At 69.7% G+C, this 13,349-nt stretch carries 15 protein-coding genes and 2 tRNA genes; 8 read left to right on the top strand and 9 right to left on the bottom strand.

Annotated features, from left to right (window positions below; translation table 11 throughout):
• Positions 1–17: 17 nt before the first annotated feature.
• The gene (gene yczE, locus C9992_RS03025; protein ID WP_106814093.1) at positions 18–626 is read left to right on the top strand and encodes a membrane protein YczE; all 609 of its coding nucleotides are present in this window, start codon (positions 18–20) and stop codon (positions 624–626) included.
• Between the two features lie 40 nt (positions 627–666).
• On the opposite strand, the gene C9992_RS03030 is transcribed toward yczE, so the two are convergent.
• Positions 667–879, bottom strand: coding sequence for a methyltransferase (locus tag C9992_RS03030; RefSeq protein WP_106814094.1), 213 nt, complete (start codon positions 877–879; stop codon positions 667–669).
• Positions 880–982: 103 nt separating this feature from the next.
• Between C9992_RS03030 and C9992_RS03035 the strand changes: the two genes are divergently transcribed.
• From C9992_RS03035 to C9992_RS03060, 6 genes are all read left to right on the top strand, one after another.
• Positions 983–1,055, top strand: a tRNA-Arg gene (locus C9992_RS03035).
• A 77-nt stretch (positions 1,056–1,132) separates the two neighbouring features.
• Positions 1,133–1,759 carry an oligoribonuclease gene (orn, locus tag C9992_RS03040; protein WP_106814095.1) on the top strand — a complete coding sequence of 209 codons (627 nt, stop codon included), beginning with the start codon at positions 1,133–1,135 and terminating at the stop codon, positions 1,757–1,759.
• A gap of 37 nt (positions 1,760–1,796) precedes the next feature.
• Positions 1,797–1,872: transfer RNA gene (locus C9992_RS03045), tRNA-His, on the top strand.
• A 55-nt stretch (positions 1,873–1,927) separates the two neighbouring features.
• Positions 1,928–2,278, top strand: a complete 351-nt coding sequence (locus tag C9992_RS03050; protein WP_160150821.1) for a metallopeptidase family protein — start codon at positions 1,928–1,930, stop codon at positions 2,276–2,278.
• Positions 2,278–2,577 (top strand): ATP-dependent Clp protease adapter ClpS, encoded by a 300-nt coding sequence (gene clpS / locus C9992_RS03055; RefSeq protein WP_106814604.1) that lies wholly within the window; start codon positions 2,278–2,280, stop codon positions 2,575–2,577. The genes C9992_RS03050 and clpS overlap by 1 nt, the downstream gene beginning before the upstream one ends.
• A complete protein-coding gene (locus C9992_RS03060) occupies positions 2,574–3,068 on the top strand; it encodes a DUF2017 family protein (protein WP_106814605.1) in 495 nt (164 codons plus the stop codon). Before clpS ends, C9992_RS03060 begins: the two co-directional genes overlap by 4 nt.
• Before the next feature lie 28 nt (positions 3,069–3,096).
• On the opposite strand, the gene C9992_RS03065 is transcribed toward C9992_RS03060, so the two are convergent.
• From C9992_RS03065 to gatC, 6 genes are all read right to left on the bottom strand, one after another.
• The gene (locus C9992_RS03065) at positions 3,097–3,600 is read right to left on the bottom strand and encodes a nucleoside/nucleotide kinase family protein (protein WP_106814606.1); all 504 of its coding nucleotides are present in this window, start codon (positions 3,598–3,600) and stop codon (positions 3,097–3,099) included.
• Between the two features lie 64 nt (positions 3,601–3,664).
• Complete coding sequence (locus C9992_RS03070; protein ID WP_106814097.1) at positions 3,665–3,985, bottom strand: hypothetical protein; 321 nt, start codon at positions 3,983–3,985, stop codon at positions 3,665–3,667.
• Between the two features lie 88 nt (positions 3,986–4,073).
• On the bottom strand, positions 4,074–5,336 hold the full coding sequence (locus C9992_RS03075; protein ID WP_106814098.1) for a DNA polymerase IV: 1,263 nt from the start codon (positions 5,334–5,336) through the stop codon (positions 4,074–4,076).
• A 110-nt stretch (positions 5,337–5,446) separates the two neighbouring features.
• Entirely contained in the window at positions 5,447–6,970 is a 1,524-nt protein-coding gene (gatB, locus tag C9992_RS03080; RefSeq protein ID WP_106814099.1) for an Asp-tRNA(Asn)/Glu-tRNA(Gln) amidotransferase subunit GatB, read from the bottom strand.
• Positions 6,970–8,508 (bottom strand): Asp-tRNA(Asn)/Glu-tRNA(Gln) amidotransferase subunit GatA, encoded by a 1,539-nt coding sequence (gatA, locus tag C9992_RS03085; RefSeq protein WP_106814100.1) that lies wholly within the window; start codon positions 8,506–8,508, stop codon positions 6,970–6,972. Before gatA ends, gatB begins: the two co-directional genes overlap by 1 nt.
• 9 nt (positions 8,509–8,517) lie before the next feature.
• Entirely contained in the window at positions 8,518–8,817 is a 300-nt protein-coding gene (gene gatC / locus C9992_RS03090; RefSeq protein ID WP_106814101.1) for an Asp-tRNA(Asn)/Glu-tRNA(Gln) amidotransferase subunit GatC, read from the bottom strand.
• A 58-nt stretch (positions 8,818–8,875) separates the two neighbouring features.
• On the opposite strand from gatC, the gene C9992_RS03095 reads away from it, so the two are divergent.
• Entirely contained in the window at positions 8,876–10,576 is a 1,701-nt protein-coding gene (locus C9992_RS03095) for a long-chain-fatty-acid--CoA ligase (protein WP_106814102.1), read from the top strand.
• Positions 10,577–10,579: 3 nt separating this feature from the next.
• On the opposite strand, the gene C9992_RS03100 is transcribed toward C9992_RS03095, so the two are convergent.
• Positions 10,580–10,888, bottom strand: coding sequence for a YciI family protein (locus C9992_RS03100; protein ID WP_106814103.1), 309 nt, complete (start codon positions 10,886–10,888; stop codon positions 10,580–10,582).
• 136 nt (positions 10,889–11,024) lie between these two features.
• Positions 11,025–13,211 (bottom strand): NAD-dependent DNA ligase LigA, encoded by a 2,187-nt coding sequence (gene ligA, locus C9992_RS03105; protein WP_407662217.1) that lies wholly within the window; start codon positions 13,209–13,211, stop codon positions 11,025–11,027.
• Positions 13,212–13,349: the final 138 nt, after the last annotated feature.

The following is a 13,349-nucleotide window of genomic DNA, read 5'->3' on the forward strand; positions in this document are numbered from 1 at the left end:
TGCGATTGGATGGAGAAATGACCCGTCGGATCGTGCAGCTGTTCGTCGGCCTCTTCCTGTACGGCGCCGGCTGCGCCCTCACCGTGCAGGCGGGCCTCGGCGTCGACCCCTGGACTGTGTTCGCCGAGGGACTCTCCGTGCGAACCGGCATCGGCGTCGGCTGGATCACCAACATCGTCGGCTTCTTCGTGCTGCTGCTGTGGATACCGCTCCGACAGCGTCCCGGCGTCGGAACGGTCGCGAACATCCTGCTCGTCGGCACGAGCATGCAGATCGTCCTGGGCATCGTGCCGCCGATCTCGGGGTTCCTGCCGCAGCTGGCAACCCTACTGGGCGGGATCGCCGTCGTCGCGCTCGCGTCCGGCCTCTACATCGGAGCGGCATTCGGGCCCGGCCCCCGCGACGGGTTGATGACGGGCATGCACTCGCGCCTCGGGTGGCCGATCTGGCTGTGCCGCGCGCTCGTCGAGCTGACGGTGCTGCTGGTCGGCTGGCTGCTGGGCGGCACGGTGGGTATCGGCACGGTGCTCTTCGCCGTCCTCATCGGACCGCTCGTGCACATCGCGCTCCCGCTGCTGGACACGCGGCGGACGGCGGCCCGGGCCGCCGCGCAACCCTCGACCTGACGGCTCGCCGACGCGAATTCGGCGACGTCCCGTCGGGTGCTCAGTGCTCGCGGAACAGTGGCCAGTCGCTTCCCGGCGCCATGTGCGCGTGCAGCGCGCTCTTGGCGATCTCCATCGAGGGGTAGGTGCCTGCCGCCTTGTCGGCGCCGGCCATCGTGACGGTGTAACCGTCGTCGTCCTTGCGGATGCTGCCGGCGACGCCGGACGGGCCGTAGGCGACCCACAGTGCGTGGTGCGTCTGGGTGGTGCTCATGGTGAACTCCTTTCGACCTCTGTGTCAGACGCTACGCTCGAGAGCCGTGTGACGCCAGCATCGGCGTCGGTGTCGTCCGACCCGGTAGGGTGAGAACACCCTTCCCTCCGTAGCTCAGGGGACAGAGCGAGCGGTTTCTACCCGCCAGGTCGGGGGTTCGAATCCTCCCGGAGGGGCACGGGGTTCCGGCGTGGCAGCCGGGACCTGCGTCCAGCCCTGTGGGATACCTGGACCTGTCACGAGGATGGAGCGCATGGTGGGGGCATCCGAGAACGACCGTCTGGTGTGGATCGACTGCGAGATGACGGGGCTCGACCTCGGCGTCGACGAACTCGTCGAGATCGCCGTCGTGGTCACCGATTTCGAGCTGCGTCCGCTCGATCCCGGCTTCCATGTCGTCATCAAGCCCGACGATTCGGCGCTGGCGAACATGAACGAGTTCGTCACCAACATGCACCGGACGTCGGGACTGCTCGACGAGATCCCCCACGGCGTCAGCCTCGCCGACGCGGAGTTCCAGGTGCTCGAGTACATCCAGCGCTTCGTTCCCCTCGAAGGCAAGGCCCCGCTCGCGGGAAACACCATCGGAACCGACCGCATGTTCCTGGCCAAGTACATGCCGCGGGTCGACCGGTGGCTGCACTACCGGAACGTCGACGTCTCGAGCATCAAGGAACTTGCTCGGCGCTGGTATCCCCGTGCCTACATCCACGCGCCCGCGAAGGAAGGCGGCCACCGCGCGCTCGCCGACATCATCGAGTCGATCCGCGAACTGGCCTATTACCGCCAGGCAGTCTTCGTCCCCGAGCCCGGCCCCACGAGCGACGGCGCACGTGCCGCAGCGGCGGCAGCCGTGTCGTCGTTTGCTCCGGAGGTATGAGAGAATCTTCTGGTTGCCCGCGCAGGCGGGAGACATGGTGGGTATAGCTCAGTTGGTAGAGCACCTGGTTGTGGTCCAGGGGGTCGCGGGTTCAAGTCCCGTTACTCACCCCATTTCCTCCGAATGGGGCGCGCAGCTCGCGCCCCATTCGCGTCGAGGCGAGGCATCATGATGGAGATGGATGCCGCGACCTTCGAGCAGCTCGTGATCGACGAGCTGGACCTGCTGCCCGACGACATGGTGGACGGCCTCGACAACGTCGTGTTCGTGGTCGAGGACCGGCCCGAGGACGGCAGCCTCGACCTGCTCGGCCTCTACGACGGCTGGGCCCTGACCGAGCGCGAACGCTATGGCGTCGGCGAACTGCCCGACCGCATCATCGTCTACCGCGAGCCGCATCTGGCCGCATGCGACGACGAATCCGAACTTCGCGACGAGGTGCATACGACGCTCGTGCACGAGATCGCACACTTCTACGGCATCGACGACGAGCGGTTGCATGAGCTGGGGTGGGCGTGATGGCACCGGTGGCCACGCCCGACATCGAGCGGGACCTCGAGCAGGGGTCGCTCGTGGACCCCGGTCTGCCGTGGCAGACCGTCGTGTGGGACGATCCGGTCAATCTCATGAGCTACGTCACCCACGTCTTCCGCGAGTACTTCGGGTTCCCCAAGCCCGAGGCCGAACGCCTCATGCTCGCCGTCCACAACAACGGCCACGCCGTCGTCGCCCAGGGGGCGCGGGAGCAGATGGAGCTCCACGCCCAAGCCATGCATGACTACGGGCTGTGGGCCACGGTGCGGCAGGCCCCGCGATGAGCGGTCGGGCCCTGGTCGTGGAGATCACGCGTCTGGAGGCGGCGCATCTGTCCGGTCTCGTCGCGCAGTTCGCCGACCTCCTGCGCGAGTCGACCCCTCAGGATGGCGATCCGGCGATCGCCCGTCTCGTACCTCCGGCGTATCCCGACGACGAATCCGCCGCTGCCGAGTTCCGCGCCCTCACCGCCGGCGACCTGCTGGCTCGACGCGCCTCCGACGCCGACATCGTTCTGGCTTCTCTCCACGATGCGGCGCAGATCCCCGACGACCCGGATGACCCGACGCTCCTGGAAGAGGTCGAGGTCCACCTGGACCCTCAGGCGTCGCGCGCGTGGCTGCGCACGCTGGCTGCTGTCCGCCTCGTCCTGGCCAGCCGGCTCGGCGTCGCCGACACGGACGACTACGACCACGAAGACCCGCGATTCGGCATCTACGACTGGCTCGGCTACCGGCTCGACGGTCTCGTCAGGGCGCTAGAAAGCACCGACTGACGAACACTCGCCGGCAGTCGGGCGTGTGTCACGGCACCGGGAACACGTGAGTGGCCAGGCGCTGCGGCTGATCGCGCTCGATGTGCCGCTCCTCCTGACGCGCCCATCGCTCCCAGTGCGGCCGATAGGTCTCCCCGTCGCGCGCGAGCGCTCGCTGCCGGCGCGAGGCCGGCGGCGACTCCAGCCACACCCGGATATCGCCCAGGCGGGCGGTCGCCGGTGTCAGGATGCCGGCGCCTTCGACGATCAGCGGAAGGGAGGGATCCACGGCATGGGCCTCCGCCGGGGCGGAGACCGTCCAGTCCCACCGCTGCCATACGCCGATCGCCCCGCGAGCGTGAGGAGTCAGGATCAACTCTCTGGCGAGCTCCACACCGTCGTCCAATCCGTCCCACCCGGGGTAGAGCGAGTCCAGCGCAACCAGTTGCACCCGCCCCCGCAGTGGCCACCGGGCGACCAGCGCGCGCGCCAGCGAGCTCTTTCCCGCGCCGCTGCGGCCGTCGACGAGGATGACGGGATTGGACGCGGCCATCTCGCCGATCGCGGCGAGGATCTGTGCAGCCGCCACCGCCAGCGAAGAGCCGACCGCGTCCGGGCTATTTCTTGAGGGTGCGGATGACACGGCTGAGCGCACGCCCGGCGAAGAAGACGAACGGCACCGCGACGGTGAGCAGCGCGATGATGTTCGGCTCGAAGCGCAGGTCGTCGCCCCGACGGATGTACGCGCCCACCGGGATGGCCCAACCACCCCCGCCGCCGCCACCGTTGCCCGCCTCGTCGGAGCCTCCGCCGAAGCCCGACCAGGTCAGCGCGACAGGGATGATGCGAACGCCGTCGACGTCCTGCTGCTCGCCGTAGGCGCTCCTGACGCCGAATTCCGCGGACTGCTTGCCGAGTTCGAGTGCGATGTTGGGCATGCGTCAACGGTAGCGGGCTGGGCGCCTCCGGCACAGAGCCAACGATCCTCGCAAGATGCGCTCACCTCGGTTCCACCACGGATGTGCATCAGCCCCGGTCGAGGCGGGGCGCGGGCGGGCTGGACGGCAGGGTCCCACCACCCCGCGACCCCAGCAGCGTGGCCCGCGTGACGGCTCCGCGGCCGAAGCGTGCCGCCGCATCGTCGAGGGCCCCCTCGATGCGCCGCCAGTCCTCGTCGTCGTCCCAGAGAGCCGGGGCGCTCGAGCCGGCGGGACGCAGCCGCTCCGCCCGCACACCGATCAGCCGTACCGGGAGGACGCGGTCCACGCCGTCGAACAGATCGTGTGCAGCGTCGCCGATCCGCTGCCCCACCGCCGTCGGCTCGGGGAGGGTCTGCGACCGCGAGATGGTCGTGAAGTCCGCGAAGCGGACCTTGATCGCCACCGTGGACGCCTCCCAGCCGTTGCTGCGCAGGCGGGCCCCCACGCGATCGGAGAGGCGACGCAGTTCCGAACGGAGGATCGCCGTGTCGGCGATGTCCTCGTGAAAGGTCTCTTCGTGCCCGACGCTTTTCTCCACGCGCTCGGTGTCGACGTGGCGGGCATCGAGGCCGCGCGCGAGATGCCACACCCGATCGCCCATCGCGGCCCCGAGCGCTCGATCCAGCACCGACCGCGGCGCGTCTCGAGCGTCGGCGATCGTGCGGATGCCGCGAGCCTCCAGCGCCTCGGAGGCTTTCGGTCCGACGCCCCAGAGTGCACGCACGGACCGGGGCCCGAGGAACGCGGCGGTGTCCGCTTCGGCCACGATCAGAAGTCCGTCGGGCTTGCTCAAGGTGGAGGCCATCTTCGCGACGTGCTTGGTGGCGGCCACCCCCACGCTGCACGCGAGGCCGGTCTCTTCCCGCACCCGGTCACGGAGCATCCGTGCGATCACGCCGGGGCTCCCCCACAGGCGTCGGGCACCTCGGACATCGAGGAACGCCTCGTCGATCGAGAGCGGCTCCACCAGCGGCGTGATATCGCGGAAGATTGCCATGACCTGCGCGGACACCTGGAGGTAGCGTCCGAAGTGCGGGAGGACGACGATCGCGGTCGGGCACAGACGCAGCGCTTGACCGACCGGCATCGCCGAGCGCACGCCGAATCGCCGTGCCTCGTATGACGCGCTGGACACCACGGATCGGCTGTCGGGGGCACCGACGATGATCGGCTTGCCGCGCAGCGACGGATCATCCAGTTGCTCGACCGACGCGTAGAACGCATCCATGTCGACATGGAGGATGCCGGTGCCGGTGTCGTCGGCCCCGTCCGGGGAGACCAGCCGGCCTGTTCCGTCACCGCGCCCCATGGCCTCGATTCTCCCAGGTACTCCCGACAACCGTCCCGACAACCGATGAGAGCGGCTCCCGACGGAGCCGCCCTCATCACCAACTCAGACGGCGAATCAGCCGCCGGTCGTCAGTCGTTCGTCGCCGCCGCGCGCTCCAGGATGAGCTCGCGGACACGCGCCGCGTCGGCCTGGCCCTTCATGGACTTCATGACCGCGCCGATCACAGCGCCCGCCGCTTGCACTTTGCCGTCGCGGATCTTCTGCAGCACGTCCGGCTGCGCGTTCAGGGCTTCGTCGATCGCGGCGATGAGCGCGCCGTCATCCGAGACGACGGCGAGGCCCCGCGCGTCCACGACCTCCTGCGGAGTGCCCTCGCCGGCGATGACGCCCTCGAGCACCTGCCGAGCCAGTTTGTCGGTCAGGGTGCCTCCGTCCACCAGAGCCTGCAGCGCCGCCACGTCCGAGGGTGTGACGAGGTCCGAGGCTTCACGGCCCTCGGCGTTGGCGATGCGGGCGATCTCGCCCGTCCACCACTTGCGGGCCGCCGCCGGCGAGGCTCCGGCGGCGATGGTCGCCTCGACCTCGGCTACCACGCCGCTGTTGACGACGCTCTGGAACTCGATGTCGGGGAATCCCCACTCCGCCTTCAGGCGGCGCCGACGGGCAACGGGCGGTTCCGGCAGCGCCGCGCGCAGCTGCTCGATGAGCTCCGGTGTCGGCACGACCGGCAGAAGGTCCGGCTCGGGGAAGTACCGGTAGTCGTCGGCGTCCGACTTGGGCCGGCCCGGTGATGTCGTGCCGGTGTCCTCGTGCCAGTGCCGGGTCTCCTGCGTGATCGTGCCGCCCTCGGCGAGGATGGCGGCCTGTCGCTGGATCTCGTAGCGGACGGCGCGCTCGACCGAACGCATGGAGTTGACGTTCTTCGTCTCGGTGCGGGTGCCGAGCTTCTCCTGGCCGCGGGGTCGCAGCGACACATTGGCGTCGCAGCGGAGGTTGCCGCGTTCCATGCGCGCATCCGAGATGCCCAGGGCGAGGACGACGTCGCGGATCGTCTGCACGTAGGCCTTCGCGACCTCGGGAGCACGGTGCTCTGCGCCGAAGATCGGCTTCGTGACGATCTCGACCAGCGGGACTCCGGCACGGTTGTAGTCGACGAGGGAGTACTCGGCGCCCTGGATGCGACCGGTCAAGCCGCCGACGTGGGTCAGCTTCCCGGCATCCTCCTCCATGTGCGCCCGCTCGATCGGCACCTGGACGATGGTGCCGTCGGCGAGCTCTATCTCGACCTGGCCGTCGAACGCGATCGGCTCGTCGTACTGCGAGATCTGGTAGTTCTTGCCGAGGTCGGGGTAGAAGTAGTTCTTCCGGGCGAACCGGCTGGACGGCGCGATGGAGCAGCCCAGCGCCAGTCCCAGGCTGATCGAGTAGCGCACCGCTGTCTCGTTGACCACCGGAAGCGATCCGGGAAGGCCCATGTCGACCGGTGCCACGAGCGTGTTCGGTGCGGCGCCGTGGTTGGCCGAGTTGGCGGGGTTCGCCGCGGCCGAGAACATCTTGGTCTCGGTGTTGAGCTCGACGTGCACCTCGAACCCGAGCACCGGCTCGAAGAGCTCGAGGGCCTTGTCGAAGTCCATCAGCTTGTCCTTCGCCATCAGCGGGCACCTCCGTTCGCGTCACCGGCGGACGCCCCCGCCAGCTGGGGAGCACGGTCCAGCAGCGGGCCTCCCCACGAGTCGACGAGCAGCTGCTCCACCGCTGCACCGACCCGGTACAGCCGGGCGTCCTCATACGCCGGCGCCAGGAACTGGATTCCCACCGGCAGCCCGTCCTCGGATGCGAGTCCGGACGGGATCGAGATCCCGGGCACGCCGGCGAGGTTCGCGGGAATCGTCGTCACGTCGTTCAGATACATCTGCAGCGGGTCGTCGACCTTCTCCCCCAGCTTGAACGCGGTGGTGGGAGCCGAGGGCGTCGCGATGACGTCGACCTGCGCGAACGCCTCGGCGAAGTCGCGCTGGATCAGGGTGCGCACCTTCTGTGCGGACCCGTAGTACGCGTCGTAGTAGCCGGCGGACAGCGCGTACGTGCCCAGGATGATCCGGCGCTTGACCTCGTCGCCGAATCCCGCGTCGCGGGTCGCGGCCATGACGTCCTCCACGGTTCCGCCGGGGACGTTCACCCGAAGGCCGAAGCGCACCGAGTCGAACTTGGCGAGGTTGCTGGATGCCTCGGCCGGCAGGATCAGGTAATAGGCGGCGACGCCGTACTCGAAGTGCGGCGCGCTGATCTCGACGATCTCGGCGCCCTGCGCCTGCATCGCCGCCAACGCGGCCCGGAAGGACGCCGAGACGCCGGGCTGGAATCCGCTGTCGGGCAGCTCACGGATCACCCCGACCTTCAGACCCTTGAGGACCTCACCCGTGGCGCCCTCACGAGCGGCGGCGGCGAAAGAAGGCCATTCGTGCGCCAGCGACGTCGAGTCGTGCGGGTCGTGCCCGCCGATGACGTCGTGCAGGAGGCCGGCGTCGAGCACGGTCCGCGTCACGGGACCGACCTGGTCGAGGCTGGATGCCAGCGCGATGGCGCCGTATCGGCTCACGCCGCCGTAGGTCGGCTTGATCCCGACGGTGCCCGTGACGTGGGCGGGCTGACGGATGGAGCCTCCGGTGTCCGACCCGAGTGCGAGCGGCGCTTCGAAGGCGGCCACAGCCGCCGCCGATCCCCCGCCGGAGCCGCCCGGGATGCGCTCCAGATCCCACGGGTTGCGCGTGGGGCCGTAGGCCGAGTGCTCCGTGGAGGAGCCCATCGCGAACTCGTCCATGTTGGTCTTTCCCAGCGGCACGAGGTCGGCGGCCCGCGAGCGGGCGACCACTGTCGCGTCGTACGGGGACAGGTAGCCCTCGAGGATCTTCGATCCGCTCGTGGACGGCATGTCGGTCGTGACGAGGACGTCCTTGATCGCGAGGGGGACGCCTGCGAGGGGGCCGAGGTCATCGCCGGCGCCACGGCGACGGTCGATGTCGGCGGCCACATCCAGCGCGCGCTCGTTGACGTGCAGGAACGCGTGGATGTCGGCATCCACCGCGGCGATGCGCTCCAGGTGCGCGCGCGTCACCTCGACGCTCGACACCTCGCCACGGGACAGCTTCTCCGCCAGGTCGGCGGCAGTGAGACGGGTCAGATCGGTCATCTCGCGCCCCTACTGCTCTTCACCGAGGATCGCGGTCACCCGGAAGCGCCCGTCGGCGGCGTCGGGGGCGTTCTGCAGCACCTGCTCGGGCGTCAGCTGGTCGGCCGCGACATCCGAGCGGAACACGTTCTGCAAGGCGATGGGATGGCTGGTGGCGGGAACGTCGGGCGTGGCCACCTCGGAGACCTTCGCGATGTTGTCGACGATCGCATCGAGCTGACCGGTGAGACGCTCGACCTCTTCATCGCTCAACTGGATCCGGGCGAGCACACCGAGATGGCGCACGAGATCGGGGGTGATTTCAGACACCCGAACAGCCTACCGGGGCGGCATGCGTGGCCGAGGGCGCCCGGCGTAGGCTGAGGCGGTGACGACCTACGACCCGCCGCGTCCCTGGATCGCCAGCTATGCCGAGGGGGTCCCGGCCGACCTGGATCCGGTGACCGGATGCCTCGTCGACATCGTCGACGCGTCCGCGCGCGACTATCCGGATGCTGCGGCGCTGCAGTTCTTCGGACGCGAGACGACGTACCGCTCCCTGCACGAGCAGATCGAGCGGGCGGCAGCGGGGCTGCGGGCGCTGGGCGTCAAAGCGGGCGACCCCGTGGCCATCGTGCTGCCCAACTGTCCTCAGCACATCGTCGCCTTCTACGCCATCCTGCGCGTGGGAGCGGTCGTCATCGAGCACAATCCGCTGTACACGCCGCGGGAGCTGCGCAAGCAGTTCGAGGATCACGGCGTGACGCACGCGATCGTGTGGAGCAAGGTCGTGAAGACGCTGCAGGCCTTCCCGCCCGATGTCGCTGTGCCGAACATCGTCTCGGTGGACGTGGTCAAGGCGATGCCCCTGCGCACCCGCCTCGCGCTCTCGCTCCCGGTGGCGAAGGCACGAACGGCGCGTGCGGCTCTCACCGAGCGTGTGACCGGCACCGTGCCGTGGGAGCAGGTCGTCGCATCGGCGCCGCTGCCCGCCTCGCACCCGCGCCCCGCGACGGACGACCTGGCACTCATCCAGTACACGAGCGGGACGACGGGCACACCGAAGGGTGCGGCCCTGACCCACCGCAACCTGCTGTCCAACGCGGCGCAGGCCCGCGCGTGGGTCCCGTCCATCGTGCGCGGCGACGGTTGTGTGGTGTACGCGGTGCTGCCGATGTTCCACGCCTACGGCCTCACGCTCTGCCTGACCTTCGCGATGTCGATGGGCGCGCGCCTGGTGCTCTTCCCCCGCTTCGACCCCGACATGGTCCTCGAGGTGACGAAGAAGCATCCGGCGACATTCCTCCCGCTCGTGCCGCCCATCGCCGAGCGCCTTCTCAAGGCCGCTCGCGAGAAGGGGGTGTCGCTCGCCGGCACGGAGGTCGCGATCTCCGGCGCCATGGCCCTCCCGCACGACCTGGTCGTGCCGTTCGAGGCCGCCTCGGGGGGATACCTGGTCGAGGGATACGGCCTGAGCGAGTGCTCCCCGGTGCTGATGGCGAACCCGGTGGCCGACAACCGGGTCCCCGGCACGGTCGGTCTTCCGCTGCCGGGAACGGAATGTCGCGTCGTGGACCCCGATGACCCGACGCGCGATGTGCCCGCCGGCGAGCGGGGCGAACTGCTGGTGCGTGGACCGCAGGTCTTCGGCGGCTATTACGGAAAGCCCGAGGAGACGGAGGCGGTGTTCTCCGAGGGCTGGTTCCGTACGGGAGACATCGTCACGATCGATCCCGCCGGATTCGTGCGGATCGTGGACCGGATCAAGGAGCTCATCATCACCGGCGGATTCAACGTCGCGCCGACGGAGGTCGAGAACGCGCTGCGGCAGCACCCCCACGTGGAGGACGCCGCCGTCGTGGGACTTCCCAGCGACCACTCCGGGGAGGAGGTCGTCGCCGCCATCGTCGCGAAGCCCGGCGAAGACGTCGACGTCGAGGCGGTGCGCGAGTTCGCCCGCGGCATCCTCACCGCGTACAAGGTGCCCCGCCGGATCTACGTCGTCGACGAGCTGCCCACCTCGCTGATCGGGAAGGTGCTCCGTCGGCAGGTGCGGGAGCGGTTGCTCGCGCTCAACGCCGGCGGCTGAGCCTCACTCCTCCAGGGCCTCGCGGGCGACAGCGATCCGGTACGGGTGCAGCGTCGCGAGGAAGACCCCGCCCGCCACACCCGGATCTGCTTCCATCACGCCGCGCGCCGACGCCTCATCATCGGCCTCGAAGATCGTGATGCCGAACGTGTCGCCGGCATCCTGCGTGCGTCCGGCGAGGATCAGCACGCCCCGATCGCGCAGGTCGACGAGGTACTGGAAGTGGTCCCCCACGATCCGGCCCTCTTCGGGCGTCGGGTCCGTGACCATCGCCGGCCGGGAGGGAACGATGCGGTACAGCCACTGCGCCATGCCGACATCATCGCAGTCCCTCCTCGTCTGCCGCGAGGCCGGCGTGTACGCAGCCGGATGCGGCCGCGTGCGCGCCGATCGAACCTTCGCGTGCGCTGAGCCGGGGCCCACCCGTCCGTCCGTTGCCTCGTCGTCGTCACCCGGCGTCGGGGGCGAGCGCGTCCAGGGCGGACGGACCCTCGGTGACGAGGATGTGGAACTGTGCGGCGTCGAGGATGCGGATTCCGAGCTCTTCGGCCTTCGAGAGCTTCGATCCCGCGCCGGGGCCGGCGGCCACGAAGTCCGTCTTCTTCGAGACGCTGGAGGCGGCTTTGCCGCCGGCCTTGATGATCGCCTCCTGCGCTCCCTCGCGCGTGTACCCCTCGAGCGAGCCGGTGGCGACGACGGTGAGCCCGTCCAGCACCCCTCCCTCGGTCGAGGCCGCTCCTGGTCCGGGGTGACCCGGCGTGGCCAGTTGCGCACCGGCGGCGGCCCAGCGCTCAACGATCTCGCGGTGCCAGTCGACCTGGAACCAGTCGCGGAGCGAATCGGCGATGATGCCGCCGACTCCCTCGACGCCGGCCAGCTCATCGCGTGACGCCGTCCGGATGGCGTCCACCGAGCCGAACCACTGCGCCAACGCCCGGGCGGCGACCGGGCCGACGTGGCGGATGTTGAGGGCGACGAGGAAACGCCACAGCTCCTTGGTCTTCGCACGCTCGAGCTGGTCGATGAGCGTCAGGGCCTGCGCCGAGGGCTGAGGCTCGGTGATTCCCGTCTTCTTCTCGGCCGCCGTGGGATTGCGGCGGAACGGCGCGCGGCGCACCGCCTCGCCGGTCTTCTCGTCGACGCGCGGCTCGCCGGTCTCGGCATCGCGCACCACCACCTCGATGGGCACCAGCTGCTCGACGGTGAGCTCGAACAACCCCGCCTCGGTCTCGAGCGGAGGCACCGCGGGAACTGACGGCTGGGTCAGCGCGGCGGCGGTCACCTCGCCCAGCGCCTCGATGTCGAGGGCGCCGCGCGAGCCGATGTGTTCCACGCGCCCGCGCACCTGCGCCGGGCAGGCTCGCGTGTTCGGACATCTCAGGTCGATGTCCCCCTCTTTCGCGGGCGCGAGCGGAGAGCCGCATTCGGGGCAGTTCGCCGGCATCACGAATTCGCGTTCACTGCCGTCGCGCAGCTCGACGACCGGACCGAGGACCTCGGGGATCACGTCACCCGCTTTGCGCAGGACCACGGTGTCGCCGATCAGCACGCCCTTGGCGCGCACGACGTCCTGATTGTGCAACGTCGCCTGGCGGACCACCGATCCCGCGACACGGGCCGGGGCCATCACGGCGAACGGCGTGGCGCGGCCGGTGCGCCCGACGGACACGACGATGTCGAGCAGCTTCGTGTTGACCTGCTCGGGCGGGTACTTGTACGCGATGGCCCAGCGCGGCGCACGACTGGTCGCGCCGAGTTCGTCGTGAAGGGCGAGCTCGTCGACCTTGACGACCACGCCGTCGATCTCGTGCTCGACGTCATGGCGATGCTCGCCGTAGTGGGCGACGAAGTCGAGCACACCATCGACGTCGTCGGCGGTGCGGTAGTACGGACTCGTGGGAAGACCCCATTCGGCCAGCAGCGCATACGTCTCGCTCTGCGAATCGACCGGCGGGCGGCTCCAGGCGCCGATGCCGTGCACGAACAGCCGGAGCGAGTCCAGGCGCGCCCGACCGGCTTCGAGCTCCAACCCGTCCTTCTTCTCGAGCTGCTGGCGCAGTCCGCCGGAGGCGGCGTTGCGCGGGTTCGCGAACGCCGGGAACCGCCGCTCGGCACTGATGCGCGCCTTGGTCTCGTCGAAGGAGCGGCCACGGGCGCGGGCGTCTGCGACGACGCGGTCGCGCATGTCCGCCTGCAGCGCGTTCAGCCTTTCGAACGCGGCGACGGGGATGTACACCTCGCCTCGCACCTCGACGAGCTCCGGGTGGCCGGTGCCCGCCAGTCGCTGAGGGATGCCGGTCACACGCACCGCGTTCATCGTGACGTCCTCGCCGACGCGCCCGTCGCCCCGCGTAGCCGCCGACGTGAGGACGCCGCGCTCGTAGCGCAGGCTGATGGCGAGGCCGTCGATCTTGAGCTCGGTGAGCCAGCGGACCGGCCGTCCGGCGGCAGCTTGCGTCTTGACGCACCAGTCGCGCAGCTCGTCGAGGCTGAACACGTTGTCAAGACTCAGCATCCGCTCGGCGTGCTCGACCGGCGCGAACATGGAGCTCTCGGCAGCGCCTACTGTCTGGGTCGGGGAATCCTGTCCCTGCAGCTCAGGGTGCAGCCGCTCGAGCTCTTCGAGCCGGCGCATCCACGCGTCGTAGGTGGCGTCATCGACGATCTCGGCGTTGCGCCCGTAGTACGCGTCGCGCGCCCCCAGGATGCGCTCGGTCAGCTGAGCGGCTTCCTCCCGCGACGCGTCCAGACCGGGGTCGGCGGGAAGGGCTTC

This window comes from Microbacterium timonense (assembly GCF_900292075.1).
Taxonomy (GTDB): Bacteria; Actinomycetota; Actinomycetes; order Actinomycetales; family Microbacteriaceae; genus Microbacterium; species Microbacterium timonense.

What these genes read in the sequence shown, in the direction of transcription:
- gatB (WP_106814099.1), bottom strand. Translation starts at nt 6,970, where the DNA reads ATGGCGAAGGACAAGCTGATGGACTTCGACAAGGCCCTCGAGCTCTTC.
- clpS (WP_106814604.1), top strand. Translation starts at nt 2,278, where the DNA reads ATGGCACCGGTGGCCACGCCCGACATCGAGCGGGACCTCGAGCAGGGG.
- yczE (WP_106814093.1), top strand. Translation starts at nt 18, where the DNA reads ATGACCCGTCGGATCGTGCAGCTGTTCGTCGGCCTCTTCCTGTACGGC.
- orn (WP_106814095.1), top strand. Translation starts at nt 1,133, where the DNA reads ATGGTGGGGGCATCCGAGAACGACCGTCTGGTGTGGATCGACTGCGAG.
- ligA (WP_407662217.1), bottom strand. Translation starts at nt 13,211, where the DNA reads ATGCGCCGGCTCGAAGAGCTCGAGCGGCTGCACCCTGAGCTGCAGGGA.
- gatA (WP_106814100.1), bottom strand. Translation starts at nt 8,508, where the DNA reads ATGACCGATCTGACCCGTCTCACTGCCGCCGACCTGGCGGAGAAGCTG.
- C9992_RS03050 (WP_160150821.1), top strand. Translation starts at nt 1,928, where the DNA reads ATGATGGAGATGGATGCCGCGACCTTCGAGCAGCTCGTGATCGACGAG.
- C9992_RS03060 (WP_106814605.1), top strand. Translation starts at nt 2,574, where the DNA reads ATGAGCGGTCGGGCCCTGGTCGTGGAGATCACGCGTCTGGAGGCGGCG.
- C9992_RS03065 (WP_106814606.1), bottom strand. Translation starts at nt 3,600, where the DNA reads ATGGCCGCGTCCAATCCCGTCATCCTCGTCGACGGCCGCAGCGGCGCG.
- C9992_RS03070 (WP_106814097.1), bottom strand. Translation starts at nt 3,985, where the DNA reads ATGCCCAACATCGCACTCGAACTCGGCAAGCAGTCCGCGGAATTCGGC.
- C9992_RS03075 (WP_106814098.1), bottom strand. Translation starts at nt 5,336, where the DNA reads ATGGGGCGCGGTGACGGAACAGGCCGGCTGGTCTCCCCGGACGGGGCC.
- C9992_RS03030 (WP_106814094.1), bottom strand. Translation starts at nt 879, where the DNA reads ATGAGCACCACCCAGACGCACCACGCACTGTGGGTCGCCTACGGCCCG.
- C9992_RS03100 (WP_106814103.1), bottom strand. Translation starts at nt 10,888, where the DNA reads ATGGCGCAGTGGCTGTACCGCATCGTTCCCTCCCGGCCGGCGATGGTC.